Source organism: Arthrobacter sp. Y3223166, from assembly GCF_059090935.1.
The window spans coordinates 1-24,839 of record NZ_JBNHGE010000003.1 but is presented as its reverse complement, the minus strand read 5'-3'; the positions used below and the strand labels follow the sequence as shown (position 1 = coordinate 24,839).

Annotated in this window: 19 protein-coding genes; 9 read left to right on the top strand and 10 right to left on the bottom strand. The window is 68.7% G+C overall.

The window, feature by feature from the left end; genetic code table 11:
* The first annotated feature begins 53 nt into the window (after positions 1–53).
* The gene (locus AC5RUH_RS02735; RefSeq protein ID WP_494075021.1) at positions 54–680 is read left to right on the top strand and encodes a TetR/AcrR family transcriptional regulator; all 627 of its coding nucleotides are present in this window, start codon (positions 54–56) and stop codon (positions 678–680) included.
* Here the strand turns inward: AC5RUH_RS02735 and hemW are convergent.
* Both hemW and lepA read right to left on the bottom strand, forming a co-directional pair.
* Positions 628–1,857, bottom strand: a complete 1,230-nt coding sequence (gene hemW, locus AC5RUH_RS02730) for a radical SAM family heme chaperone HemW (protein ID WP_494014025.1) — start codon at positions 1,855–1,857, stop codon at positions 628–630. The two genes, AC5RUH_RS02735 and hemW, sit on opposite strands and share 53 nt — an antisense overlap.
* Before the next feature lie 47 nt (positions 1,858–1,904).
* A complete protein-coding gene (gene lepA / locus AC5RUH_RS02725) occupies positions 1,905–3,758 on the bottom strand; it encodes a translation elongation factor 4 (RefSeq protein WP_493999775.1) in 1,854 nt (617 codons plus the stop codon).
* Between the two features lie 233 nt (positions 3,759–3,991).
* On the opposite strand from lepA, the gene AC5RUH_RS02720 reads away from it, so the two are divergent.
* The 3 genes from AC5RUH_RS02720 to AC5RUH_RS02710 all read left to right on the top strand — a co-directional run bounded on the left by AC5RUH_RS02720 (position 3,992) and on the right by AC5RUH_RS02710 (position 5,852).
* A complete protein-coding gene (locus tag AC5RUH_RS02720) occupies positions 3,992–4,570 on the top strand; it encodes a type II toxin-antitoxin system PemK/MazF family toxin (protein WP_494075020.1) in 579 nt (192 codons plus the stop codon).
* A gap of 267 nt (positions 4,571–4,837) precedes the next feature.
* Positions 4,838–5,098, top strand: a complete 261-nt coding sequence (rpsT, locus tag AC5RUH_RS02715; RefSeq protein WP_493978395.1) for a 30S ribosomal protein S20 — start codon at positions 4,838–4,840, stop codon at positions 5,096–5,098.
* A gap of 247 nt (positions 5,099–5,345) precedes the next feature.
* The gene (locus tag AC5RUH_RS02710; protein ID WP_494075019.1) at positions 5,346–5,852 is read left to right on the top strand and encodes a DUF2231 domain-containing protein; all 507 of its coding nucleotides are present in this window, start codon (positions 5,346–5,348) and stop codon (positions 5,850–5,852) included.
* 3 nt (positions 5,853–5,855) lie between these two features.
* Here AC5RUH_RS02710 and holA read toward each other — a convergent pair whose 3' ends face one another.
* From holA to AC5RUH_RS02695, 3 genes are all read right to left on the bottom strand, one after another.
* On the bottom strand, positions 5,856–6,863 hold the full coding sequence (gene holA, locus AC5RUH_RS02705) for a DNA polymerase III subunit delta (protein WP_494075018.1): 1,008 nt from the start codon (positions 6,861–6,863) through the stop codon (positions 5,856–5,858).
* A 143-nt stretch (positions 6,864–7,006) separates the two neighbouring features.
* On the bottom strand, positions 7,007–9,232 hold the full coding sequence (locus AC5RUH_RS02700; protein ID WP_494127851.1) for a ComEC/Rec2 family competence protein: 2,226 nt from the start codon (positions 9,230–9,232) through the stop codon (positions 7,007–7,009).
* A 536-nt stretch (positions 9,233–9,768) separates the two neighbouring features.
* Positions 9,769–10,572: a ComEA family DNA-binding protein gene (locus AC5RUH_RS02695; RefSeq protein WP_494075016.1), complete on the bottom strand. Its 804-nt coding sequence runs from the start codon at positions 10,570–10,572 to the stop codon at positions 9,769–9,771.
* A 966-nt stretch (positions 10,573–11,538) separates the two neighbouring features.
* On the opposite strand from AC5RUH_RS02695, the gene AC5RUH_RS02690 reads away from it, so the two are divergent.
* Both AC5RUH_RS02690 and AC5RUH_RS02685 read left to right on the top strand, forming a co-directional pair.
* Positions 11,539–12,093 carry a phosphoribosyltransferase family protein gene (locus AC5RUH_RS02690; protein ID WP_494014032.1) on the top strand — a complete coding sequence of 185 codons (555 nt, stop codon included), beginning with the start codon at positions 11,539–11,541 and terminating at the stop codon, positions 12,091–12,093.
* A gap of 105 nt (positions 12,094–12,198) precedes the next feature.
* Positions 12,199–12,909, top strand: coding sequence for a hypothetical protein (locus tag AC5RUH_RS02685; RefSeq protein ID WP_494075015.1), 711 nt, complete (start codon positions 12,199–12,201; stop codon positions 12,907–12,909).
* A gap of 146 nt (positions 12,910–13,055) precedes the next feature.
* Here the strand turns inward: AC5RUH_RS02685 and AC5RUH_RS02680 are convergent, their stop codons facing one another.
* From AC5RUH_RS02680 to glpK, 4 genes are all read right to left on the bottom strand, one after another.
* Positions 13,056–13,640: a hypothetical protein gene (locus tag AC5RUH_RS02680; RefSeq protein WP_494023043.1), complete on the bottom strand. Its 585-nt coding sequence runs from the start codon at positions 13,638–13,640 to the stop codon at positions 13,056–13,058.
* A gap of 97 nt (positions 13,641–13,737) precedes the next feature.
* Complete coding sequence (locus AC5RUH_RS02675; protein WP_494075014.1) at positions 13,738–14,691, bottom strand: DegV family protein; 954 nt, start codon at positions 14,689–14,691, stop codon at positions 13,738–13,740.
* A 17-nt stretch (positions 14,692–14,708) separates the two neighbouring features.
* Positions 14,709–17,198, bottom strand: a complete 2,490-nt coding sequence (leuS, locus tag AC5RUH_RS02670; protein WP_494075013.1) for a leucine--tRNA ligase — start codon at positions 17,196–17,198, stop codon at positions 14,709–14,711.
* 164 nt (positions 17,199–17,362) lie between these two features.
* Complete coding sequence (glpK, locus tag AC5RUH_RS02665) at positions 17,363–18,877, bottom strand: glycerol kinase GlpK (protein ID WP_494075012.1); 1,515 nt, start codon at positions 18,875–18,877, stop codon at positions 17,363–17,365.
* A 314-nt stretch (positions 18,878–19,191) separates the two neighbouring features.
* Between glpK and AC5RUH_RS02660 the strand changes: the two genes are divergently transcribed.
* The 3 genes from AC5RUH_RS02660 (at position 19,192) to AC5RUH_RS02650 (ending at position 23,231) form a co-directional block, all read left to right on the top strand.
* Positions 19,192–20,070, top strand: coding sequence for an alpha/beta fold hydrolase (locus AC5RUH_RS02660; RefSeq protein ID WP_494075011.1), 879 nt, complete (start codon positions 19,192–19,194; stop codon positions 20,068–20,070).
* On the top strand, positions 20,067–21,152 hold the full coding sequence (locus AC5RUH_RS02655) for a glycosyltransferase family 4 protein (RefSeq protein WP_494023038.1): 1,086 nt from the start codon (positions 20,067–20,069) through the stop codon (positions 21,150–21,152). The genes AC5RUH_RS02660 and AC5RUH_RS02655 overlap by 4 nt, the downstream gene beginning before the upstream one ends.
* A 537-nt stretch (positions 21,153–21,689) precedes the next feature.
* Positions 21,690–23,231 (top strand): HNH endonuclease, encoded by a 1,542-nt coding sequence (locus AC5RUH_RS02650; RefSeq protein WP_494075010.1) that lies wholly within the window; start codon positions 21,690–21,692, stop codon positions 23,229–23,231.
* Here the strand turns inward: AC5RUH_RS02650 and AC5RUH_RS02645 are convergent.
* Positions 23,113–24,543 (bottom strand): primosomal protein N', encoded by a 1,431-nt coding sequence (locus AC5RUH_RS02645; RefSeq protein WP_494075009.1) that lies wholly within the window; start codon positions 24,541–24,543, stop codon positions 23,113–23,115. The genes AC5RUH_RS02650 and AC5RUH_RS02645 overlap by 119 nt on opposite strands.
* Positions 24,544–24,839: the final 296 nt, after the last annotated feature.

Below are 24,839 nucleotides of genomic sequence, written 5' to 3'. Positions count from 1 at the left end.
GCCGATTCCTTTCGTAACAGTGTTACAGAACATTGTTATGGAATACTGGGCTCATGGCAAGACCCATAGTCCACGATGATTCGCTGCGCCGCACACTCCTCGACACTGCCGCGGCCCTGATCGCCCGCGACGGCGCCCCCGGCGTGTCCCTCCGGGCGATCGCGGCGGCGGCCGGGACGTCGACGACGGCGGTGTACTCGCTCTTCGGCGGGAAGGCGGAGTTGCTCACCGCCATCCTCGACGACGGTTTCGCCTCCTTCGCGGCCTCCCAGCAGCGCGCCGCTCCCGACGGACTGGAAGCGCTGGGCAAGGCTTACCGGGCGTGGGCCCTGGAGCATCCGGTCCTGTACGGCCTCATGTTCGGCGGTTCATTGGCCAGCCAGGTGCCGTGCCAGCCGACGCCCGGCGCCGCGGAACCGGCGATCGCGCCGCTGTTTGCCGCCGTCGCCGCCGCCCTGCCCGGGGCATCGGACGACGAAGTCGCGTCCATGGTGGGCGTGGTGTGGGGCCAGGTCCACGGGCTCGTCTCGCTGGAGCTGGCGGGCGCGCCGGCTGCCGGGTGGAGCTGGGACTCCGCCTACGAGGCGGCCCTGCACCGGATCGGCCGGTCGCTGGAGGCCGGCGCGGTCAGTCCTCGAGCAACCGCCGCACCACGGCGTCGGCCAGCAGCCGGCCCTTGAGGGTGAGCCGGATCGTCCCGGCGAAGGCCGCGGCCGGGTCGACCAGGGCGTCGGCGATCAGCCCGGCCACGGCCTTCCGGCCGTTCGGGCCCAGGTCCCGGGTCTGCAGCCCGTCGATGATGCGGGTCTGCAGCATCACGTGTTCCAGCTGGCGGGTGCCGGTGTCCAGCGTTTCGCGGCCGGCTGCCGGAGATACCCCCGTGGCCAGCCGCTGGGCGTAGGCCGCGGGGTGCTTCACGTTCCACCACCGGACGCCGCCCACGTGCGAGTGTGCGCCCGGGCCGGCTCCCCACCAGTCGTCCCCGCGCCAGTAAGCCAGGTTGTGCCGGCAGCGGTCCTCGGGAGTGCGGGCCCAATTGCTGACCTCGTACCAGCCGAACCCGGCCGCGCCGAGCCGCGCGTCTGCGATCTCATACTTGGCGGCGTGGTCGTCGTCGTCGATTCCGGGCACCTCGCCGCGCCGGATCTGCGCCGCGAGCTTGGTCCCGTCCTCGACGATCAGGGCATAGGCGGAGATATGGTCCGGCGCGCAGGCGATCGCGGAGTCGAGGCTGGCTTCCCAGTCCGCGATGGACTCCCCCGGCGTGCCGTAGATCAGGTCCAGGCTGACGTTCAGCCCGGCGTCGCGGGCCCACTGCACCGCCTGCGGCACCCGTTCCGGGTTATGGGTACGGTCGAGGACCTTCAGCACATGCGGCACGGCCGACTGCATGCCGAAGGACACGCGGGTGAAACCGGCGTCGGCCAGGATCTTCAGTGATTCCGGCGTGACCGAGTCCGGGTTGGCTTCCGTGGTGACCTCGGCGCCCGGCTCCAAACCCCACAGGTCCGCGGCCTGGCGAAGCATCGACGCCAGGTCCGCCGCCGGCAGCAGGGTCGGTGTGCCGCCGCCAAAAAACACGGTGGCCAGCGGACGGTCGGGCAGGCCGGAGTCACGCAGCACCCGCGCCGCCAGCTCCAGCTCCGTGTTCAGGGTGCCCGAGTACTCATCCTGCGACGCGCCGGAACCCAGTTCCTTGGCGGTATAGGTGTTGAAATCGCAGTAGCCGCAGCGCACCCGGCAGAACGGGATGTGCACATACAGGCAGAACGCGCGGTCCTCCGCGCCTGCCGCTGCCTGAGCGGGCAGCAGGCCGTCGGCCGGCGCTGGGTCCCCCACGGGAAGGACGCTAGGCACTGAGGCGCGCCTCCGCCGTCGTCGTTGTGGTCACAAGCACTGCAGAGCTACTTCTTTGCCTTGTCCTTGGAGTCATCCGATGACAGTGCGGCGATGAAGGCCTCCTGCGGGACCTCCACGCGGCCGACCATCTTCATCCGCTTCTTGCCTTCCTTCTGCTTCTCCAGCAGCTTCCGCTTACGGGAGATGTCGCCGCCGTAGCACTTGGCCAGCACGTCCTTGCGGATGGCGCGGATGTTTTCGCGCGCGATGATACGGGAACCGATGGCGGCCTGGATGGGCACCTCGAACTGCTGGCGCGGGATGAGTTCGCGCAGCTTGGAGGTCATCATGACGCCGTAGCTGTAGGCCTTCTCGCGGTGCGTGATGGCGCTGAACGCGTCGACCTGTTCGCCCTGCAGCAGGATGTCCACCTTGACCAGATCGGCCACCTGTTCGCCGTCGGCCTTCCAGTCCAGCGATGCGTAGCCGCGGGTGCGCGACTTGAGGTTGTCGAAGAAGTCGAAGACGATTTCCGCCAGCGGCAGCCGGTAGCGCAGCTCCACGCGGTCCTCGGAGAGGTAATCCATCCCCTTCATCTCGCCGCGGCGGCCTTGGCAGAGCTCCATGATGGTGCCGACGAACTCGTTGGGCGCGAGGATGGTCGCGGAGACCATCGGCTCGCGGACCTCGGAAACCTTCCCGTCCGGATATTCGCTCGGGTTGGTGACCGTCAGGACCTTCTTGTCCTCCAGCGTGACCTCATAGACCACGTTGGGGGCGGTGGAGATCAGGTCCAGGTTGAACTCGGCCTCGAGCCGTTCCCGGGTGATTTCCAGGTGCAGCAGCCCGAGGAAGCCGACTCGGAAGCCGAAGCCGAGGGCTGCGGAGGTCTCCGGCTCGTAGATCAGTGCCGCGTCGTTGAGCTTGAGCTTGTCCAGCGCGTCGCGCAGTACCGGGTAGTCCGTGCCGTCGATCGGGTAGAGCCCGGAAAAGACCATGGGCTTGGGGTCTGCGTAGCCGCCCAGGGACTCCGCCGCCGGCTTGAGCAGGTTGGTGACGGTGTCGCCAACCTTGGACTGGCGGACGTCCTTCACGCCGGTGATCAGGTAGCCGACCTCGCCGACGCCCAGGCCGTTGGACGGCGTTGGCTCGGGCGAGCTGACTCCGATTTCGAGCAGTTCGTGGCTGGCCCGGGTAGACATCATCTGGATGCGTTCGCGCGGCGAGAGCTTTCCGTCGACCACCCGGACATACGTGACCACACCGCGGTAGGTGTCGTAGACCGAGTCGAAGATCATCGCGCGGGCCGGTGCGTCCGCGTCGCCCGTGGGGGCCGGCAGGTCGCGCACGATCTTGTCCAGCAACGCTTCGACGCCCACGCCGGTCTTGCCAGAGACCTTCAGCACGTCTTCGGGATCGCCGCCGATCAGGTTGGCCAGCTCGGCCGCGTACTTTTCCGGCTGCGCGGCCGGGAGGTCGATCTTGTTCAGGACCGGGATGATGGTGAGGTCGTTCTCCATCGCCAGGTAGAGGTTGGCCAGTGTCTGGGCCTCGATGCCCTGGGCCGCGTCCACCAGCAGGACCGCGCCTTCGCAGGCTGCCAGCGAACGGGAAACTTCATAGGTGAAGTCCACGTGGCCCGGGGTGTCGATCATGTTCAGGGCGTAACTGACGTCGTCAAGCTCCCACGGCATGCGCACGGCCTGGGACTTGATGGTGATGCCGCGTTCCCGCTCGATGTCCATCCGGTCCAGGTACTGGGCCTTCATATCGCGCGGCTGGACCACGCCGGTGAGCTGGAGCATCCGGTCGGCAAGAGTGGACTTGCCGTGGTCGATATGGGCGATGATGCAAAAGTTCCTGATGATCGCCGGATCGGTGGCGGCAGGCACCGGCGCGGTGCGGGCCATCGGTGACACAGATGGTTCCTTACTCTCAGACAAGCGGGCTACGGCAATGCGGCCGGGTCGACCAGCACGCTGAATTTGCTCAACTATAAGTGTCCCACGCCTGCCCGCGATCCGCGCACCCGGGGGCGTGCCTGCCGGGACCGCGCGGGTGCCGGATCGCTGGACCCGCCGATCTCGCCTGTGGTGCTGATTCGGCAGCCCCGCCGATATCGCGGCCGTGCCGCCGTCGGTAGCCTAGAGCCATGGCATTTTCCCAGCGCGGCCTCAACCGTCTGCTTCGTTCCGCCGTGCGGGCCGTCCGCGGGCTGTCCGGTGCCGGACACTCCGGAGGTTCCACCCAAGGACGCGGTCCGGTGGCCGGCAGGCAGGGCCAGCCTCCCGGGGGCGTGGCCGGGCGCCGGGGTGCGGAATCCGGTCCGGGCTCGGGGTATCCGGGCGACTACCGGGGCACGGGGACCATCAGCTACTCCCCCGAGGCCGACGGCGCGCCGGATCCGGGCGAGATTGTCTGGACGTGGGTGCCGTACGAGGAGGACTACACGCGGGGCAAGGACCGGCCCGTCCTGGTCATCGGCTACCACCGCGGCCGTTTGCTGGCGCTCATGTTGACCACGCGGGACCGGAACAACGACGGCCGGCGCGACGGCGACTACCTCGACCTGGGCTCGGGCCCCTGGGACGTCCGGGGCCGCCCGAGTGAAGTCAAGCTCGACCGCGTGCTGCAACTAGAGCCGGATCGGGTCCGGCGCGAAGGAGCGGTGCTGCCGCGGGCCTCGTTCGACGAAGTTGCCCGGGCCATGCGCCGCCGCGGCTGGAGCTGATCGGAGGGTCGGATCGCAGTCCCGGGCTCGGCTGCGGCCCGGTCCCGGCGTGTCGGCCGCCCGCAGGCCCGCCGCCGGGGCGCGGCGTGTCGGTCGCGCTCAGATCCGCCGCCCTGAGCACGGATCTGCTAACATTTATAGCTGTGTGTCCGCGCAGGTCGACGGGCACCTCGGGCCGGTTGCCATTACGGTACCCCACGCCGCTCAGTCAATGACCGGACCGACTGCCCTCAAAAGACCAAGTTCCTCAACAAAGAGAGTTATTTCGTGGCCAATATCAAGTCCCAGAAGAAGCGCATCCTCACCAACGAGAAGGCACGCCAGCGCAACATCTCGGTTCGGTCCGAGCTGAAGACCGCCATCCGCGCCGTGACCGGTGCCGTCCAGTCTGCCGACCAGGACGCCGCCGCCACCGCCCTGGTCGCCGCGAGCCGGAAGCTCGACAAGGCCGTCAGCAAGGGTGTCATCCACAAGAACAACGCCGCGAACCACAAGTCTTCGCTGGCAAAGAAGGTCAACGCGCTCTAAGCAGCGCGTTCCGGCCGAGAGGCCGACCCAAGCCAAGGCCGGAGGCCGCCACCCGTCTGGGGAGGCGGCCTCCGGCTTTTGTGCATCCGGCTGCAGACGGCGGCCTGCCCGGAGGGTACCTTTGGTTGTGTCCCGTTGGGCGGGTTTTCTCCCGCGGGGCGCTGGGGGCGGCGCGGGCCGGTAGCTTGGGCGGGATGGGGCGGGCGAAATGAACGGCGCGAATGCTTACTTGCGTTTAGTCGACCGGATGGGGCGTTCACCCGCCCTGGACGGGGCGGTCAGGGTGCTGGGCGGGCTGGGCGCTCCCTTGGTCGGGAAGCCGGCCTTCAGGCGGTTCTTCAGTGGGGTGGACACAGCCATCCCTCCGCACGCGGTCCTGACCGACGCGCCGTTCGGTGCCTGGTTCATGGCCGTGTTCCTCGACTTGTTTGACGACGATGGAGGAGAACGCCGGGCTGCCCGCCGTCTGGTCGGTCTGGGTGTGCTGGCCGCCCTACCCACCGCAGTGGCCGGCCTGGCCGAGTGGACCACCGCGGACCCGGCCACGCGGCGCATCGGCGTTTTGCATTCAGCGGCAGCCACGGCAGCCACCCTGGTATTCGCCGGCTCGTGGCTGGCCCGCCGGAGGGGACGTCAGGGGCTGGGGATCGGCTTGGCGCGGGCAGGCTCTGCCGTTGCGATCGCCGGAGGTTTCCTCGGCGGCTACATGGGCAGCCGGGTCCGGGGACACGGCGGAAACGCCAGCGGCGCCTGAGGTTCAGCGGCGCGCGCTGGTGGCGATCAAGGTGACGGCCCGCTCCACGGCATATTCCGGGTCGCGGCCCTCGCCTTTGACCTGGGCGTCGGTCTCGGCCAAAACCTGGATGCAGCGGGCCAAAGCATCTGATTCCCACAGCCGCGCGTCCCGGCGGGCCTGGTCGAACTGCCACGGCGCCATGCCCAGGTCGCGTGCGTTGGCCGATGCGCTTTTGACCTTGGCAATCTGGCGCAGCTTCAGGGCCAGCACGGCGACGATCGGCACGGGATCCACCCCGGTGGCCAGTGCGTGCCGGAGGGATGACAGGGCCGCCGCGCCGCGGCCGGAAACGGCCGCATCCGCGACCTTGAAGCCGGTGGCTTCGACCCGCCCGCCGTAGTACTTCTCGACCGTTTCTTCGGTGACCGCACTGTCGGCGTCGGAGATCAATTGGGAGCAGGCGGCAGCCAGGTCCGGGAGCGACGAGCCGACGGCGGCCACCAGGGCCTGAGCCGCGGCGGGTTCGATGGCCCGGCGGGCCGACTTGAACTCCTGCCTGACGAAGTCCAGTTTTTCGGAGTCCTTTTTCATGGCCTGGCAGTCGACCACGGGGGCGCCCGAAGCTTTGACGGCGTCCAGCAGTTTCTTTCCGCGGGTCCCGCCTCCGTGGTGCAGGACGAGCCAGACGTCCTCGGCCGGTGCCGCCACATACGCCAGCAGGTCCGTGAGGAACTCGTCGTTCATCTGCGCCAACGACGACGCCTCGATTAGTTTCGCTTCTCCGAAGAGGCTGGGGCTGGCCAGCATGGTGAGCTCGCCGGTGGTGTAGGCGGAGGCATCGAGCTGGACCAGCTCGAGGTCCGGGTGCCGGCCACGCAGGAGGCCCCGGACGCGTTCCTTGGCCCGGTGGGCCAGGTACTCTTCCGGACCGCTGACGAGCACGACGGCGGCCGGCTCGACGTCACGCCAGGAGACGGTGACGGCGCTCTTCTTGGCAGCCGAAGAGCGGGATCCGGGTGGCGGGTTCACGGCAGGTTCCTCCTTGTTCAGGTCCAGAGTTTCACGATCCGGGCCTTTTGCCCAAAGCAGTCCCCGCTGCCGCCTCGCTCGGTCTCCGCTACCTCGCGGGCTCAGGTCACCCATACGCGTCGGCTCGGGTCTCCGCTGCCCGGCTAGCGGTTGGCGCGGACGGACAATTCCCGGTCACCGACGTCCACGAAGACCGTTCCCAGCTCGTCGGTCCTGAGGACGTGCGTGCCGGCCGCCTGAAGCGCCGCCAGGATTTCATCCGCCGGATGGCCGTACTGGTTGCCGGCGCCCACGGAGATCAGGGCCGCCGCGGGCCGCAGGGCCGTGATGAGCGCCGTTCCCCCGTTCCGTGCGCCGTGATGGCTGACCTTGAGCACGTCGACGGGGAAGTCCGGGCCCAACCGGCGCATCAGGGCCGGCAGTTGCTCCTCCTCCAAATCACCGGTCAGCAGCATCCGCGTCGATCCGCCGGCAGGAGAGGGCAGGGTGATGTCGATGACGAGGCTCGCGTCGTTTTCGGACAGGCCGGCGCTGCCCTCCACCGGCCAGTGCACCGCCCAGGCAACTGCTCCGGACGAGCCGGAAAGGCCCGCGAAGGCACGCTCTGCCTGAAGCCGCCGCTCTTCAAGCGAGGCCAGCACGGAAGCCGGTGGCGCTGCCTCGGCGCTCGAGTACAGAACCCGCGCTGTTTGCCGTCCCGCCACGGCTCCCGCGAGTCCGCCGTAGTGGTCCAGGTGCATGTGAGTCAGCACCAGCAGGTCGAGCCGCTTCACGCCGAGTCCGTCAAGGCACCGGTCCATCGCCTCCGGGTCGGGTCCGGTATCCACCACGATCGCGCTGCCCTCGCCTGTCCGCACGACCAACCCATCACCCTGTCCGACGTCGCAGGCCGCCACGTCCCACTCCCCCGCCGGTGCCGGCCGCAGCAGTGCACCCGCCAGCGCCCCTGCCGCGAGCCCTGGGAGGGCCGTCCAGCAGACCAGCTTGAACAACGCAGCGCGCATGCCGGAAGCGACGCCGCGCCCCTGCAACTCCGACCCGCCCTCGTCGTCGGACCCAAGATGCTTCTCCTGCGAATCCCGCCGCCTGTCCGCGGCCCGCAATCCCCACAGGAGCGCCAAACCGGCACCTGCCGCTCCGGCTGCACCGAGCGGGCCACCCGCCCACGGCAGCGCGGCCATGGGCAATTCGGAGAACCATCGCGCGACGCCTGCGATCCACAAGGTCATCCAGCCCGCGGCATGCAGCATGGCCGCGCCCGGTCCGGGAAACAGCGGCAGCAGCCCCGTCCCTATCATTCCGGCAACCGTGATGAAAGGAATCAGCGGTCCCGCAGCCACATTGGCGGGGACAGCATACAAGGCCAGTTCGGGCTGGAGCTGGACAATGACCGGGGCACAGAAGACCTGCGCGGCCAGCGGCATGGCGACCGCGTGTGCCAGCGGGACCGGCAGGAAGCGCTGCAGCCGGCGGGAACACGCGGTCCCCAGCAGCACGAGGGAGAGGGTGGCCAACACCGAGAGCACGAAGCTGTAACTGGCGGCCAACCACGGATCCACGATCAGCAACACCAGCACCGCAACGGCCAGGAAGGGCAGCGCTGCCCTGCGCCGCCCGCTCAGTACCGCAATTACTCCCAGCGAGCCCATCACCGCCGCCCGCAGCACACTGGGCTCCGGCCGGACCAGCAGCACGAATCCGGCGAGACCAACAAGGCCGGCAGCCGCCTTCGCCCACCGGGGCAGCCTGATTGCCGATCCGAGGAGGTAGATGAAGGCCAACACGTAGGAAACATTGGCGCCGCTGACGGTGAGAAGGTGCGTCAGCCCGGTACGCCGCATGGCCTCCTCGAGGTCCGTACCCTGGTGTTCCTTGTCCCCCAGCACCATCCCGGGAAGGAGCCCCCGGGCGTCGGGCGGCAATCCGGCCAGCGCCGCCACGAACTGGACGCGCAGGCCCGAGACCCACGCGTCCAGGGGTGGCGCCGAGCGCTCCGACGGGGCAGTGGATGCGATCAGCAGGGCGTCGACGGCCTGGCCCGGGTCTGCCCGGACGAGCTTGCCTGAGGTCCGCAGCCGCTCGCCGAACCGCACGTGGGACCACTCCGGCCCACCGAGGACCAGCACCGGCGTGTCGGCCTCGAACCGCACGCGGCCGGCCGTGGCCTCGACGATGGTGGCGGTCAGGTGGAAACGCGGGCCGCTCCCAAACTGCCGCGGCGCCTTCACTTCGGCAGCGTCCCCAGTGGCCACCAGGCGGGCGGTGATGGTCTGCTCGCCGGTGATGGCCGTCCCGATCGGGCCCGCCAGCCGCTCCGCCTGCTGCAGCCCCACCGTCAGGGCCAGCAGCCCGGTGCAGCTGCACAGCACAATGACGACGGCGATGCCTCCCGCGCCGCGGCGGCCGCGCCGAGGCCGGTCGCGTGGGTGAGCTCCGCTCCCCTGCTGCCGGGCCTGCGGGTGGTGCCGGCTTCCCTGCCGTGGGGGCCGTGGCTGGGGCGGGTCTTCCCGCGGCCGGGGCCGAAGATGGCGTCCCAACCTGGTGGCTGGACGAGGCAGGAGCCGGGCCGGCCGCAGCGGTAACAGCAAACGGGCGGTCGCTGCACAGGCGGTTCCCAAGAGCACACCCGCAAACAGCAGGGCCACCCCCGGCGGCGCGTGCGGCAGGGCCAAGGCAGCTGCCCAACATGCCACCACCGCGAGCCCCAGGCGAAGATCCAGGCGCCGGCCTCGGGCCTCCGTCGCGGCGGCCTCAGCGGCCGCGGGATCCGGCTTGAGGTGCCGCAGCAACCACCGGCCCAGGTCGCTGCGCCGTCTGGGCGGCTGACCCAACTCATTCTGGTCCGGCGCCACGACGTTCGGACGTCGGGCCGCATCCGCGTACCGCTGCCAGCGCGGCGGCCGGCTCATACCGACACCAGTTCCACCAGCGCCTCCAGCATGACCGGCCCGATGCCGGGCACTGCATCAAGATCCGACGGCTGCCCGTACGGGCCGTGCTGCTCGCGGAACTCGACAATCCGCGCGGCAAGAACCGGTCCGACCCGGGGCAGTTCGAGGAGCTCCTCGGCCGTCGCCGTATTGATGTTGATCTTGGCAGCCGGACCGCCCGCGGCGCCGCCCCCGCCTGGCTCCTCGGCGCCGCCGCCGGATCCGCCGGCACCGCCGCCGCCTCCCGACCCGTCCGCCTGTTGCGGCGGTCCCGGCGCATCCGGCGAGGGCACGAAGACCTGCTGTCCGTCGGTCAACATCGCCGCCAGGTTCAACGCCTCAAGCCGAGCCTTCTTCGTCGCACCCCCGGCAGCGTCAATGGCCTCGAACACCCTAGAGCCGTCGGCCAGCCGGACGATCCCCGGCGAGGCGACGGCCCCGGCCACATGGACGATGAGGCCGGGGCCGTCGCCTGACGGTTCATCCGCGGTCTCCGTACCGTCCTCGCCGGCAGCAGAGGGCGCTGCTGGCGGCGTCCCTTTCGTTTCTTCGTCGACAGCCGGGCCGGCAGCCCGGTCGGACGTCAGCGGAATGCTCTCCAGGATGGGAGCAGCCGAGCGGCTCACATCAGCCGTGGCCAGCGAAACAAGTCCGTAGCCCAGGCACAGCCCGGCCACCACGAACGCTGCCCCGAGGGCTACGCGGAAGCGCGGAGTTCGCCGCGACCGCGACGCGATGCCGCCGCGGGCGGCTGCCGGAAGCCAGCGGTGTCGGCCCATGCGGCAACACTAGGTCGGCGGTGCTGCGGCCCCGCCGTGCAGCAAACTGTCGTGGACAGCGGCTCCGGCGGCGCCGTCTGTGGAGGAAAGGAATACGCAGCTTCAGGATGGCCGCTGCGGTCCGGACACCTCCGCGGGGACGCCTGTCCTGACACCGACGCCCGCTAGTCTCTGCTTCCCCCCCCTGTTTGACCCACGAGACACGCATGTACCTCTTGACGCGTATTGTCTGTTCGGAAGAAATCAGAAATCTGCATGGACAATCAAATCTCCAGCAATACTGAGTGCATGGGAAACGATCGCCACCGACTAAGTGTCGAAACTGCTACCTCGCACTACACGGAATTTCCCACAGGACGAGAGCACCCGCTGGACTTCCTCGGATTCCTGGTTGACGGTCGGCCACTAAGGCTGCATTGGAGTACTTAGACCGACTGCTGGGACATATGCCGGGTGACTTCGACGACGGGCGTATTGCGCTCCTGCTCTGTCCGGTCTGCGGCGATCTATGGTGCGGCACGGTAAGCATGGAACTGTCGCAGACGCCCCAGACAATCACATGGCAGAGATTCGGCTGGCAGGCCGCTGACGACGAGCCTTGGATCTTCCCGAGCCAGTCCTTCACCTTTGAGCGGACCGAATACGAAAACCTTCTGCAGGATCTTCGGGGGCACTATGAAGAGCGAGCTTCCCGGCCTACGCCGCTCAAAGGTTTTCGACGCTTATTCGCGCCCCGCACGGACCGAAAATAGCGGACATACTGGCCGTAGCCCGTCGACTTCGGGCGTGAAGCAGGAGGTTACCCAAGATAACAAGCCCCCGGATTCGTTCCGAAGTCCCCAAGGGACCGCGGCGGCAGGCCAAGCAACGGGGCATTCTCAGCGCTTTCGCACTCCCACTGGTGGCATGGTTCCAGCTAGGCATGGGGATGCCTGCGAAACGGTCTTGGATATTAGGATTCAGCCCATGGCCGCGAAACCTAGAGCACTCCGACAGCGTATGGCGGAGCTATTCGAGTGGAAAACGACCCGCTCAATCAACCAAAACTACTTCAATCTTTTTAGTTGGTGGCGGGAGCCAGAGGTTTTGGCCGGCATAGGCGAACTGCTCGCCGAACCTTTCCGCGCAGCCGCTCCCACCGTTGTCATTGGCCCGTCCGCCAGCGGGTACCTGACAGGGGCACTGACTGCGTCGACTCTGGGCGTCGGGTTCTGTCCAGTGCCAAAAGACGCAGCCCCAACCTTCGACAGCGATCCCTGGGTCACAGTCACGAGCCAGCCCGACTATAAAGACCGCCACCTTCAACTTGGGCTCCCCAAAGGCCTCATCAGATCCGGAGACCGCGTCCTTGCCGTGGACGATTTGGTCGATACAGGCGGTCAACTCTTGGCGCTCCAACGACTCACCCACGAAATCGGCGCGACGTGGGTTGGAGCATCGGTTCTAATCGACAACCTCAAAGAAAGCCAGCCCCGGCGCCAGTTGAACCTCAAGTCTGTCTTCCACGTTCGAGACTTCTGATCAATCCTGCGAACACCCGCATGCTGCCGCGTCCTGATGTGCGGCGTGCAGGATGGGCGGCAGAGCGGGCGGGGTATCTACCGCCCGCTCTGCAATACTGCAGGCATGGAAACCCTGATGCATCGGCGGGCGTGGCTTGACGATGTGGCGGCTCCAGGCCGCCCCTGGGTAGTGGCCGCTGTGGCTGTCGCAGCCATTGGCATGCTGTTCCTCCTCCTTGAGCTGGCGACCCGGCCCGATGCTGAGCTGTTGCCTGGGTATTTGATCGTGTACGCAGTGATTGGGCTGTTCATTTACGGTCCTGGTCGCAGAGATGTCACTTGGGGCCGCGTCTTGGCATTCGTTCTGCCCGGTTTGTTGATGGTGGCGCTGTGGGTGCTGGGCACCGGCTACTGGGGCGGGCTTTGGTTGCTGGGCCTGCCGGCCTGGGCCATCGTCTGCCGGCGCTGGGACGATTACGGCGGGACGCAGCGGGCGGCAAAGCTGGCACTTTTCGTGGTGCTCCTGGCGGCGTCGTCGCTGTTCTTCGTCTTTTACGGGCTCTACCCGTTTCTCGGTACCGCCCTACTCGCCATCGTGCCGGTAGTACCGCTGGCACACTTCATCGCGTCGCCTGCTTACAGGCAGCGGCTCCTGCGAGCCGCCGTCGAGTTCCTGCTCTCCTGCGCGGTCGTTGCAGTGGCGCTGACGCTGCCGGAGCTCGGATGGGCTTCGCCGCGGGGCTTCGCCGGCGCGGCGGTGCTGGCAGGGCTGTTGATGGCAGCGTGGGCCGGCCGGCGCTCGGTCGCAGTAAAGCCCGGGCCTAGGTACTCCTGAAGCTGGTGTCGCGTTGAGCAACAAATTTCCCGGTACCTGTTAGAGATGATGGCCCCGTCATGGCTACCTACAAACTGGAGCAGCTCGCTTAGGCCTGGCATCACCGCCGGCTTCGCCCGGCGTGCCTCGACCACGGTTGTGAGCGTTCAATCGCCATCGTTTGTTCCGTAGACGAGCCGGTGCAAGGAGTTGAGGCTCATCTCATCAGCTGCCACTTCCACTTCACCGTCGCTCGTTCGGATACTGACCACGCGCTGGTCCCTTCGGAGCTCCTTTCGCGTATGCGGAGGCGGCACCCGTTGCTCGGGGAGTGGCTGGACATGGAGGATTCGGGGGGCTCCGATAGCCTGGTCCAGGCCAAAGGGTTCGATGACGTTGCGCTCTCTGAACACGATGGTGCCTGGTTTGAGCTGAGCCGACCCGGGTGCCCAGCGGTCGCGCAGTGACCCGGGCACAGCGTTGGGGTACCGGAGGAGGCAATCAATGATCCCGCGTTCTTCGATATCCACGATCAGACGCTTGCGTTTGTCGCGTCTCACACCGGCGAGCAGCAGGGCTTCGACGAGGATGACTACCCCGAGGCTGGCGAGGATCCGGGCGCCCAGGTCCGCATTCGGCAGCAGCATATTTGCAGGCAGCAAAGCCACCATGGGCAGCCACCACATGGCGTGATCAGAGATGCGCTCCAGTTTGCTTTTCGGAGCGCGTGTCCATACTTCGGGCGCGGCCATGTTTCATTGTCGTTCCTTCACCTTTGGAATTACTGGCACACGAGTATCGATATGAGAGTTGTGCCGCAGGTAAGCAAAAGGTTGTTCCCCGGAACGACTAGTCCAGGGGCGGCGTCGGCGGACCGACGACCACCGCGACGACGCCCAGGCCGGTGTGGGCGGCCAGGACCGAGGGAACCGGGGTCAGCAGCACCTCGTCGCTCAGGTACTGCTGCAGGGTTTCCGCGATGGCCCGGCTCTCGGTTTCGTTGCCGAAGTAATGCACCGCAACCCGGGGTTCGTAGTCGAGTTCCTCGATCCGGCGCACCACCAGCTGCTGCAGCCGGGCCTGGGCGCGGGCGGCGGTCCGCACCTTCTCCAGCGGCAGGATGGCACCGTCGCGGATGGCCAGCAGCGGCTTGATCGCCAACAGGGAGCCGAGCAGGCCGGAGGCCGCGGAAATCCGGCCGCCGCGGCGCAGCTGGTCCAGGCTGGGCACGTAGAAGAAGACGTCCGAACACACGGCGGCCGCCTTGGCCCGCTCCGTCACGGCCTGCCGGTCGAGACCGCTCTGCGCGGCGATGACGGCGTCAATGACGGCGAATCCCTCACCCAACGCGGCGCTGCGCGTGTCCACCACTTCCACCGGGATGCCCACGCCGTCGGCCGCCAGGCCCGCCGCTTCGATTGTGCCGGAAAGCTCGGCCGAGAGGTGGATGGAGACGATCGCGTCGAAGCCCAGGTCTTCGAGCTCCCGGTAGGTCCGCTCCAGCAGCCCCGGGGACGGCCGCGACGTCTTGATGTCGCGCCCCTCGGCGAGCCCGACCGCCAGGGCGGACGCGACGTCGTCGACGCCTTCCCCGTAAATCTGCCCGGAGATCATGACCGGCATCGGCACCACCCGCAGCCAGTCCGCGGTGTCCGGCTGGTTGACCCAGTCCGCGGGCAGCGAAGCCGCCGAATCCGTGACGACGGCGACCCGGTGCCGCGACGCCTGCCCGGGCCGGGCAGGCGCCTGCTGCTGGTGCAGCAGCTGCCTGGACCGCTGTACGAGGTGCTCGAGCCAATTCATCGGGGCCGGGCCGCCGGTCAGGCCGGCACGATGTTGACCAGCTTCGGCGCGCGCACAATCACCTTGCGCACTCCGCGGCCGTCAAGGGTCCGGATGATCTGCGGCGAGGCCAGGGCGAGCTTCTCCAGCTCGTCCGCGTCGACGTCGGCTGCCACCTCCAGCCGGTCGCGCACCTTCCCGGCTACCTGCACCACGGCCGTCACGGTGTCCTGCACCAGCAGGGACTGGTCTACGGCCGGCCAGGACGCCTTGACCACGGACGGTTCGTGGCCCAGCCGGGCCCAGAGGTCCTCCGCGGTGTAGGGGGCAAACAGGCTCAGGATGATGGCCACGGCCTCGGTGGCCTCGCGGACGGCCGGGTCGGTGGCACCGGGTCCGGCGTCGATGGCCTTGCGGGTGGCGTTGACCAGCTCCATCAGCCGGGCTATGACCACGTTGAACTTGCCGGCATCGAGCAGTTCCGCCGCGTCGGCAACGGTCCGGTGGGTGACCGAGCGCAGGGCGCGGTCGCCGTCGTCGTACTCCGTGCCCGGAGCGGAGGCGACGTCCTGTCCCAGCCGCCAGGCGCGGGCCAGGAACTTGGCCGAGCCGGAGGGAGAGACGTCCGCCCAGTCCACGTCGTCTTCGGGCGGCGAGGCGAAGATCATGGTCAGGCGCACGGCGTCCACGCCGAACTTGTCCAGCTGCTCGCCCAGGTCCACGCCGTTGCCCAGCGACTTGCTCATCGCCTTGCCGCCGTTGAGCACCTGGCCCTGGTTCAGCAGCGCACGGAACGGCTCGTCGAAATCGATCAGGCCCATGTCCTTGAGCACCTTGGTGAAGAACCGGCTGTAGAGCAGATGCAGGATGGCGTGCTCGACGCCGCCGACGTACTGGTCCACCGGCAGCCAGCGGGCTGCGGCGTCCTTCTCGAACGGGCCCTCAGCGTAGTCCGGCGAGGCGAAGCGCAGATAGTACCAGGACGAATCCACGAACGTGTCCATGGTGTCGGTGTCCCGGCGGGCGGCCTTGCCGCAGTTCGGGCAGTCGGTGTTGACCCAGTCCGCGGCCGAGGCCAACGGCGAGGTGCCCTTGGGCGACAGGGCTTCGCCGCGCAGGTCGTCGGGCAGCCGCACGGGCAGCTGGTCATCGGGAACCGGGACCTCGCCGCACTCGTCGCAGTGGACGATCGGGATCGGCGCGCCCCAGAACCGCTGCCGGGACAGCAGCCAGTCGCGCAGCCGGAAGTTCACGGTCTTCTCGCCGGTGCCCGCCGCCTCCACCAGGTCGATGGCGCGGGCGATGGCTTCGGTCTTGGACAGGCCGTCCAGCTCGCCGGAATTGATCAGGGTGCCTTCGCCGCTGGTGGCGATCCCGGTCTCGGCCGGATCCCCTTCCCCGGTGTCGACGACGGCGCGGACCGGCAGGTCGAAGGCCTTCGCGAAGTCGAGGTCGCGCTGGTCGTGCGCCGGCACGGCCATGATGGCGCCGGTCCCGTAGTCGGCCAGCACGTAGTCGGCGGCCCAGACCGGCAGCTTTTCGCCGTTGAGCGGGTTGACCGCGTAGCGGCCTAGGAACACCCCGGTCTTCTCGCGTTCGGTCGACTGGCGCTCGATGTCGGAGAGTGCCTTGATCTGCTCCCGGTAGGCCATCAGGGCATCGTGGTGTTCCGGGGCCACCAGGTCCAGCGCCAGGTGCGCGTCGGCCGCGACCACGAAGAAGGTGGCGCCGTTCAGGGTGTCCGGGCGGGTGGTGAAAACCGTGACATCCTGGGCCGGGCGTCCGCCCGCTTCCTCCACCGTGAAACGGACGTGCGCGCCCTCGGAGCGGCCGATCCAGTTCCGCTGCATCGCCAGCACGCGCTCCGGCCAGTGGCCCTTGAGCTCGTCCATGTCGTCCAGCAGGCGGTCGGCGTAATCGGTGATCTTGAAGTACCACTGGTTCAAGCTCTTCTTGGTCACGGGCGTGCCGCAGCGTTCGCATGCCCCGTTGACCACCTGTTCGTTGGCCAGGACGGTCAGGTCCTTCGGGCACCAGTTGACCGGGGAGTTCTTGCGGTAGGCCAGGCCGCGCTCGTAGAACCGCAGGAACAGCCACTGGGTCCAGCGGTAGTACTCCGGGTCGGAGGTGTGCAGCCGGCGCGACCAGTCGGCGCTGATCGCGTAGCGCTTGAAGGACGCCGCCTGGGTGTCGATGTTGGCGTAGGTCCACTCGCTGGGGTGGGCGTTGCGCTTGATCGCGGCGTTCTCGGCCGGCAGGCCGAAGGAGTCCCAGCCGATCGGGTGCAGGACGTCGTAGCCCTTCAGCCGCCAGTAGCGGGCCACCACGTCGCCCATGGCGAAGGCTTCGGCGTGGCCCATGTGCAGGTCGCCGGAGGGGTAGGGGAACATGTCCAGCACGTAGCGGCGTTCGCGGGAACCGTCGTCGGCGGGAGCGAAGACATCAAGTTCCTCCCACACGGCCGGCCACTTGGCCTCCATGGCGGAGAAACTGTACTCGTGCTGTTCCGTTCCCGGCTGCGTACTCACTGTGCTTGCCTCGTCCTTTTGTCTGTACTGCGCACTGGCCTGACTCCCCTAGACACACAAAAGCCCCTCGGCATCGGAGGGGCGGGCCGCTGAAGCAGGGCCTGGGCCCCGCGGCAGCGGCTAGCTAAGGAGCAGTGCGAACATGGGACCACTTTACCGCACGTTCACAGGACATCGTCGTCGACCCAGTCGAAGGTCCGGGTGACCGCTTTCTTCCACAAACGCAGCCTGCGTTCCCGCTCTTCCGCAGGCATCTGCGGCTCCCACACCTTGTCCTGCATCCAGTTCCGGGCCAGCTGGTCCGTGTCCTCCCAGAATCCGACGGCGAGGCCCGCGGCGTAGGCCGCTCCCAGCGCCGTGGTCTCGGTGACCCGCGGCCGCCTCACGGGAACGCCCAGGATGTCCGCCTGGAACTGCATCAGCGCGTCGTTGGCGACCATCCCGCCGTCGACCTTGAGGCCGGTCAGCGGCACCGCGGCGTCCGCGTTCACCGCGTCCAGGACCTCCCGGGTCTGGAAGGCCGTGGCCTCCAGCGCGGCCCGGGCAATGTGCGCCTTGGTCACAAAGCGGGTCAGGCCGACCAGGGCGCCGCGGGCGTCCTGCCGCCAGTACGGGGCGAACAGGCCCGAGAAGGCGGGCACGAAGTAGCAGCCACCGGTGTCCTCGACCGTGCCCGCCAGTTGCTCCGCCTCTTGGGCGGATGAGACCAGGCCCAGGTTGTCGCGCAGCCACTGGATCAGCGACCCTGCGACGGCGATCGACCCCTCCAGCACATAGTGCGGCGCCGCCTTGCCCAACTGGTAGCCCACGGACGTCAGCAGGCCGTGCGATGACCTGACGATCTCCTCGCCCGTGTTGACCAGCACGAAGCACCCGGTGCCGTACGTGTTCTTGGCCTCGCCGGGGTTGAAGGCCGCCTGCCCGAACGTGGCCGCCTGCTGGTCGCCGAGGATGCCCGCGACCGGGACGTGCCGCAGCAGCTGCGAGCCGTGCACGGTCGCATAGGGCTCGGACGAGGAGCGGATCTCCGGCAGCATGGCGGCCGGCACGCCGAAGGCGTCCAGGATCTCCCGGTCCCATTGGAGCGTGCGCAGGTCCATGAACAGGGTGCGGGAGGCGTTGGTCACGTCGGTGGCGTGCGTGCCGCCGCCCGGCCCGCCGGTCAGGTTCCACAGCACCCAGCTGTCGGTGGTGCCGAACAGCAGCTCGCCGGCCTCGGCCCGTTCCCGCGCCCCGTCCACGTTGCGCAGGATCCAGGCCAGCTTGGTGCCGGCGAAGTAGGGCGCGAGCGGCAGTCCGGTCTGCTCCCGGAAGCGGTCCACGCCGCCCTCGGCGGCCAGTTGATCGCAGATCTGCTGCGTGCGAACGTCCTGCCAGACGATCGCGTTGTACACCGGCCGGCCCGTGCTCTTCTCCCACACCACCGTGGTTTCGCGCTGGTTGGTGATGCCGACGGCGGCGATGTCGTGCCGGGTCAGGCTGGCCCGGGACAGCGCCGTGCCCACCACCTCGCGGGTGTTGTCCCAGATTTCCAGCGGGTCATGTTCCACCCAGCCCGGCTGCGGGAAGATCTGCCGGTGCTCGCGCTGGCCGGTGGAGACCGGCGTCCCGGCGTGGTCGAAAATAATCGCGCGCGTGGAGGTGGTCCCTTGGTCGATCGCCAGCACGAACTCCGCCATCTGTGTCCTCCACGCTCCGATCCGGGCCTCGGTGCCCGGCTGCTGTTGAACCTAACCGGCGGCGCACGGCAGCGTCAATCGAGCGCGCCCTCGCCGTCGTCCGCCGTGCGGCCCGCTTGCGGCGTGTGCCAGCCGGCGCCTGCCTCCGTATCTGCGCCCCGCGCCTGTCCGATGCCGGCCCCCGGCTGTGCCCTCACCTGTGCCGCTCCCGCGGCGGTCGCCGTCGTCGGCCCTGGGCAACATTGGCCGCGCTGCGCGGCAACGCGCCCGCAGGTCGGTAGAGTCGAAGGCATGAAATCAGGAAGGACCCCGGCGTGACCGCCGTTGCCGACCGTGCGGTGCGCCGCGAACTTCTGCTCGACGGCGCCCGGGTGCGCTACTGGGAATATCCCGCGGACGACGACGGCGCGCCCACCCTCCTGGTCATCCACGGCTTCCGCGGTGATCACCACGGGTTGGAACTCGTGGTGGGCCGGCTGCCCGGTTACCGGGTGATCGCCCCCGACCTTCCCGGCTTCGGCGAATCGGAGCCGCTTACTGCCGGCAGCCACGGGATCGAGGGTTACACCCGGTTCCTGCACGCCCTGGCCGGCGAACTCAAGCTGGGCCCGGACACCTACGTCATGGGACACTCCTTCGGGTCCATCGTGGTGGGCCACTACCTGGCGGCGCATCCGGGCAGCTTCCGGGCCGCCGTCCTGGTCAACCCGATCAGCGAACCCGCGCTGCAGGGACCCAAGGCGATCCCCTCCCGGCTCGCCGGGTTCTACTACTTCGCCGGGGCAAAGCTGCCCGAGCGGCTGGGTCTCTGGCTGCTGCGCCACCGGCTGATCGTCCGGGGCATGAGCATCATGATGGCGAAGACCCGCGACCCGCAGCTGCGTTCCTACATCCACGGGCAGCACGACGCCTACTTCAGCGCCTTCGCGAACCGCCGGGTGGTGCTGGAGGCCTTCCGGGCCTCCATCTCCGCCGACGTCGCGCAGGTAGCCGGCCTGCTGGAGCTTCCGGTCCTCCTGATCGCCGGCGAACGGGACGACATCGGTTCCGTGGCCAGCCAGCGCAGGCTCGCGGCGATGATCCCGGACTCCCGGCTGGAAGTGATCCCCGCCGTCGGGCATTTGATCCATTACGAAACCCCGGCAGCGGCGGCCGCCTTCATCCGGGACTTCATCGACGGAATGAGTGCATGAAACTCCTGATTGACGCCCGGTTCACCCGAACCGACCAGCTGGACGGCATCAGCCGCTACGGCGCCAGCCTCATCGAGGCCGCGTCCAGGCTGGCGGACGTGAGCATGCTGATCAACGACGAGCGGCAGCTGCAGTTCCTGCCCGACGTGCCCTGGGTCAAGATCAGCAGTCCCCTCTCCCCCGCCGAACTCTTCGTGGCGCGCCGCGTGAACAAGCTGGGCGCCGACGTCGTCGTCTGCCCGATGCAGACCATGGGCAGTTTCGGCCGCAGATACGGGCTTATCCTGACGCTGCACGACCTGATCTACTACTCCCACCCCAAACCGCCGGGCTTCCTGCCGAAGCCGGTGCAGTGGCTGTGGCGGCTCTACCACAAGGCCTACTGGCCGCAGCGCCTGCTGTTGAACCGTGCGGACACGGTGGCCACCATCAGCCACACCACGCAGGCGCTGATGGAACGTCACCGGCTCACCCGCAGGCCGATCCGGATTGTTTCCAACGCCGCCCAGCCGCAGGGAGCGCCGCGTGATCCCGCCGGCGGCCGCGACAAGACGCTGCTCTACATGGGCTCGTTCATGCCGTACAAGAACGTTGAAACCATCGTTGACGCCATGGCGCTGCTGCCGGACTACCGGCTCCATCTGCTCAGCCCGGTGCGTCCTGATCGGCAGGCCGAACTGGAGGCGCGGGCCGTCGACCCTCGCCGGCTGGTCTTCCACAACGGGATTTCCGACGACGGGTATCAGCAGCTGCTGCGACGGGCCACGGCGCTGGTCACCCTCTCCCGTGACGAAGGCTTCGGCCTGCCGCTGATCGAGGCCATGGCAGCCGGCACACCGGTGATCGCCAGCGATATTCCTATCTTCCGCGAGGTCGGTGGCGGCGCCGTCACGCTCGTGGACCCGGACGAGCCCGCAGACTTCGCAGCGGCGGTGGCGGCGCTCGACCAGCCCGGTGCCTTCCGCGCGGCGTCGGAGGCCAGCATCCGTCGAGCGGCGGCCTACGACTGGAACGAGTCGGCCAAGCAGCTGGTCGCCGCCGCCGAGGAAGTGCTGGAACGACGGCGGGGCCGGTCCCGGTAGTTTGGTGGCCGGCAGGCGGGAAGGAGCCGTTGGATGTCGATCCTGAAGCGCCCGATCGACACGTCGACTCATTTCTTCTTCCCACACCGCGCGAGCGGGTTGAGCTGCGGCTGACGGTGGAGTTCCGTTTCAATGTGGCGCTTTCGAGCAGGGCCCACTCCACCGTTTGCCGTGCTGCCGTCACCTGCACCATCGCTGTCATCGTCACCGCCACCGGCAGCGTCACCGGAGGCGGATGCGGATGCGCATGCGGAGGCCGCACCCTCCGAAACTGTCAGTGGCGGCCGATAGCCTTTTTTCAGTAGCAGTTGTGCACCATCGTTGGCCGCCGGATTCTGGGGTTTGCCGGCGGCGTCTGCGGATCCGTGCAGGGTTCGTGACCGTTCGTAGTCGAGGCCATGCAGTACGCATGCTGAAGATTGAGACGCTGAGATGTTTGATCCGGCCGTACCCGATCCTCCCGCCGCAGCAGTGCTTGCCCCGGTATCACCTGCAGGCAGCGGTTCGAGGCGGGACGCTGGGCCGGACTCGGCACCGGTGGATTCTGCCGCTGTTCGGGCTGCGGCTGCCGCCCTCGAGGGCATCGACGTGGGTGCGTCGGAGCGGGAGTTGGTGGAGGAGCTTACGGCGTTGGAGGGTTTGAAGGCTGCCGCGGCGGCCGCGCAGGCCAGGGTGCAGGTCGCGTTGGAGGAATCGGTGCGTGCCCGCCGTGCCTGCGCCGGGGTCCCGAAAGACCGGCAGGGCGCCGGGGTGGCCGCCCAGATCGGGTTGGCTAGGCGCGAGTCCCCGCACCGTGCCTCGGTCGTGCTGAACCTCTCCCGGACCCTGGTCGCACAGATGCCGCACACCCTGGCCGCCCTCGCCGCAGGGCACCTGAATGAATACCGGGCCGAGATCCTGGCCCAGGAGACCGGCTGCCTGTCCCGGGAGCACCGGGCCCGGGTGGACCGGGAACTGGCCGGGAACCGGGAGCGGTTGCGCGGGCTCGGGAACCGGGCGCTGCGGGTCGAAGCCAAGCGCCTGGCCTACCGGCTCGATCCCCGCTCGGTGGTGGAGCGGGCTGCGAAGGCCGAAGCGGACCGGCATGTGTCCTCCCGGCCCGAACCGGACACGATGGTCTCGGTCCGGACCCTGCTGCCGGTCGTCCAGGGGGTGGCGGTGATGGCCGCCCTGCACAAGGAAGCGGACCGGCTGCGCAGCACGGGCGACCCCCGGTCGCGGGGCCAGCTGATGGCCGATACCGTGTTCGAACGCGTCACCGGGCGCAGCACCGCCGACCCGGCCCGGCTGGAAATCCAGTTGGTGATGACCGACCGCGCCCTGCTCCGGGGTGAGGCCGAGCCGGCCTGGCTGACCGGGCACGGCATCGTCCCGGCCGGTTACGCCCGCAACCTCACCCGCCCGCCGCAACCGCCGGCAGCCGATGGCAGCCCGCCGGGCGGGGCCGGGCAGCAGGCGCCGCCGGCCGGGACCGAGCCGGGGTGGAAGACCGCCCGCGAGCAGGCCCAACGCACCAAGGTGTTGCAACAGGCCAGCGTGGAGGACGTCTGGGTCCGCCGCCTCTACACCGCGCCGGGGACCGGGCAGCTGCTGGGGATGGACTCGGCCGCACGGAGATTCCCCGACGGGATGCGCCGGATGATCCACGCCCGCGACGCCGTCTGCGCAAGGCCCTGGTGCGACGCCCCGATCCGGCACATCGACCACATCGTGCCCTGGAGGCAAGGCGGTGAAACGACCATGGCCAACGGCCAGGGACTGTGCGAACAATGCAACCAGTCAAAGGAAGCCGAAGGCTGGTCCAGCCGCACCCTTGACGGACCACACCACACGGTGGAAACCACTACACCCACCGGCCACACCTACACCTCCACCCCGCCACCACTACCAGGCACTCCGCCGGCGGAAACAAAAGCAGCCCCTGCTCCCGCGCCCGGCGCCGGACCGCGCGTGCGGAAGGTTACAGCAGGTCGGTCCCGTCGCAGCGCACCTGCACCGGGTCGGGGACCCGCTTGGCGGACAGCGCGGCCTTGCGGTGACGAAGCGCGGCAGTCACGCGGGGTCCGTCCTGATAGCTGAAGAACAGCAGCAGGCGGTGCTCGCTGCTCTCCCCCGATCGGGCCGGAAGCTCAACGGGTCCGACGCTTCGAAGGCTGCCGCTGAGCTCAAAGTCCGCCATGAAGGCTTCAATGCCTGAGGGCTTCCCGGTCAGGGCAGCGATCCTCACGGCTGGGGGAAGCTGAAGCTCACGCCGCAACTGAATTTCCCGGGCTGCGGCGCCGGCTGGGTCCCACCGAACCAACGGCGCCACAACCGCGTCTTGGTCGGCGGTGACTACCACCAGCCCCCCTTCGGACGACGGCTGCACCAACGACGCGGCGCGGAACCACCGGCGCAGCACGTCTTCGGGGGTGCGCAGAGACTCGCGGCTGAGCATGGCGTTGCCATCCAGCAGCAACGCCGCGGCGTACCCATCGGGCGCCACCGGCTCGGCTCCCGGTGTTGCGACCACCAGGGCTTTACGTGACTCGACCACGGACTTGATGTGTTCCCCCGAGGAAGACACGACCGTCGCCCCTGGGAACGCACGTCCCAGTTCTTCCGCCGTGCGCAGGGCGCCGACCGCAGAGGCCCGGAGCCTGTGGGACCCGCATTCGGGGCAGGAGTAGTTCGTGGCCAATCGGCCGCACCACCGGCACGCCGGCGCCGCGGACCGGCCCGGCTGCGCTAGAGGCCCATTACAGTCGGTGCATCTGGCAGGCGCGCGGCAGTCCTGGCAGGCAAGGGCAGGTGAAAAGCCGGTCCGCGCCACCTGGACCAGCACCGGGCCGCGCTCCAGGCCTTCCTTGGCGGCAAGCCACGCGGCATGCGGCAGACGGGCGTGGCGCAGCATGGGATCGCGTTCCTGTTGGAACGAATCCGCGGTGTTGAGGATCCGCGGGGTGGCCTGGCGCAAGAACGGCCGGGCAGGTGTGAGCGCCGACGCCCAGCCGCTCTCAACCAACCGCTGTGTTTCGCCGCTGCGCGAGACCCCGGCGAAAAGGGCCGCGCAACCGGCCTGTGCCGTGCGCAGCAACAACACCTCGCGCGCATGCTGGTACGGGGAACGCTGCTCCAGCAACAGGTCGTCGCCGTCGTCCCACATCGCCACCAGTCCCAGATCCTGCACCGGAGCGAAGGCGGCCGAGCGCGTCCCCACGGCCACCGACACGTCGCCATGCAGCAACCGCAGGTAGTTCCGGTAGCGGGGCGTCGGCCCGTCCTCGGCGGTCAGGCGGACATACTGGTCCGCGCCAAGGACGCGCTCCAATTCGGCTTCCAGCCGCGCCAGGTCCTTGGCGTCCGGAACGACGACGACGGCGCCGCGGCCGCTCTGCCGTACGCTCGCCACGGCGTGGGCTACCTGGGCTGTCCACGAAGCAGGGCCGTAGGACTTGTGGCTGGCCAACACGGCACGCGGGGCGGCACCCGACGCCAGCCGGGCCAGAAAATCACCAGCGCCGTCATAACCGGCGAAGGCTTGCTCCGCACCATCCGGAGCCGGCGCGGTAGCAGGAGGTGCCGGGTCAGCCGAAGGCGCGGTGCTAGCCGGAGGTGCCGGGTCAGCCGAAGGCGCGGTGCTAGCCGGAGGTGCCGGGTCAGCCGAAGGCGCGGTGCTAGCCGGAGGTGCCGGGTCAGCCGAAGGCG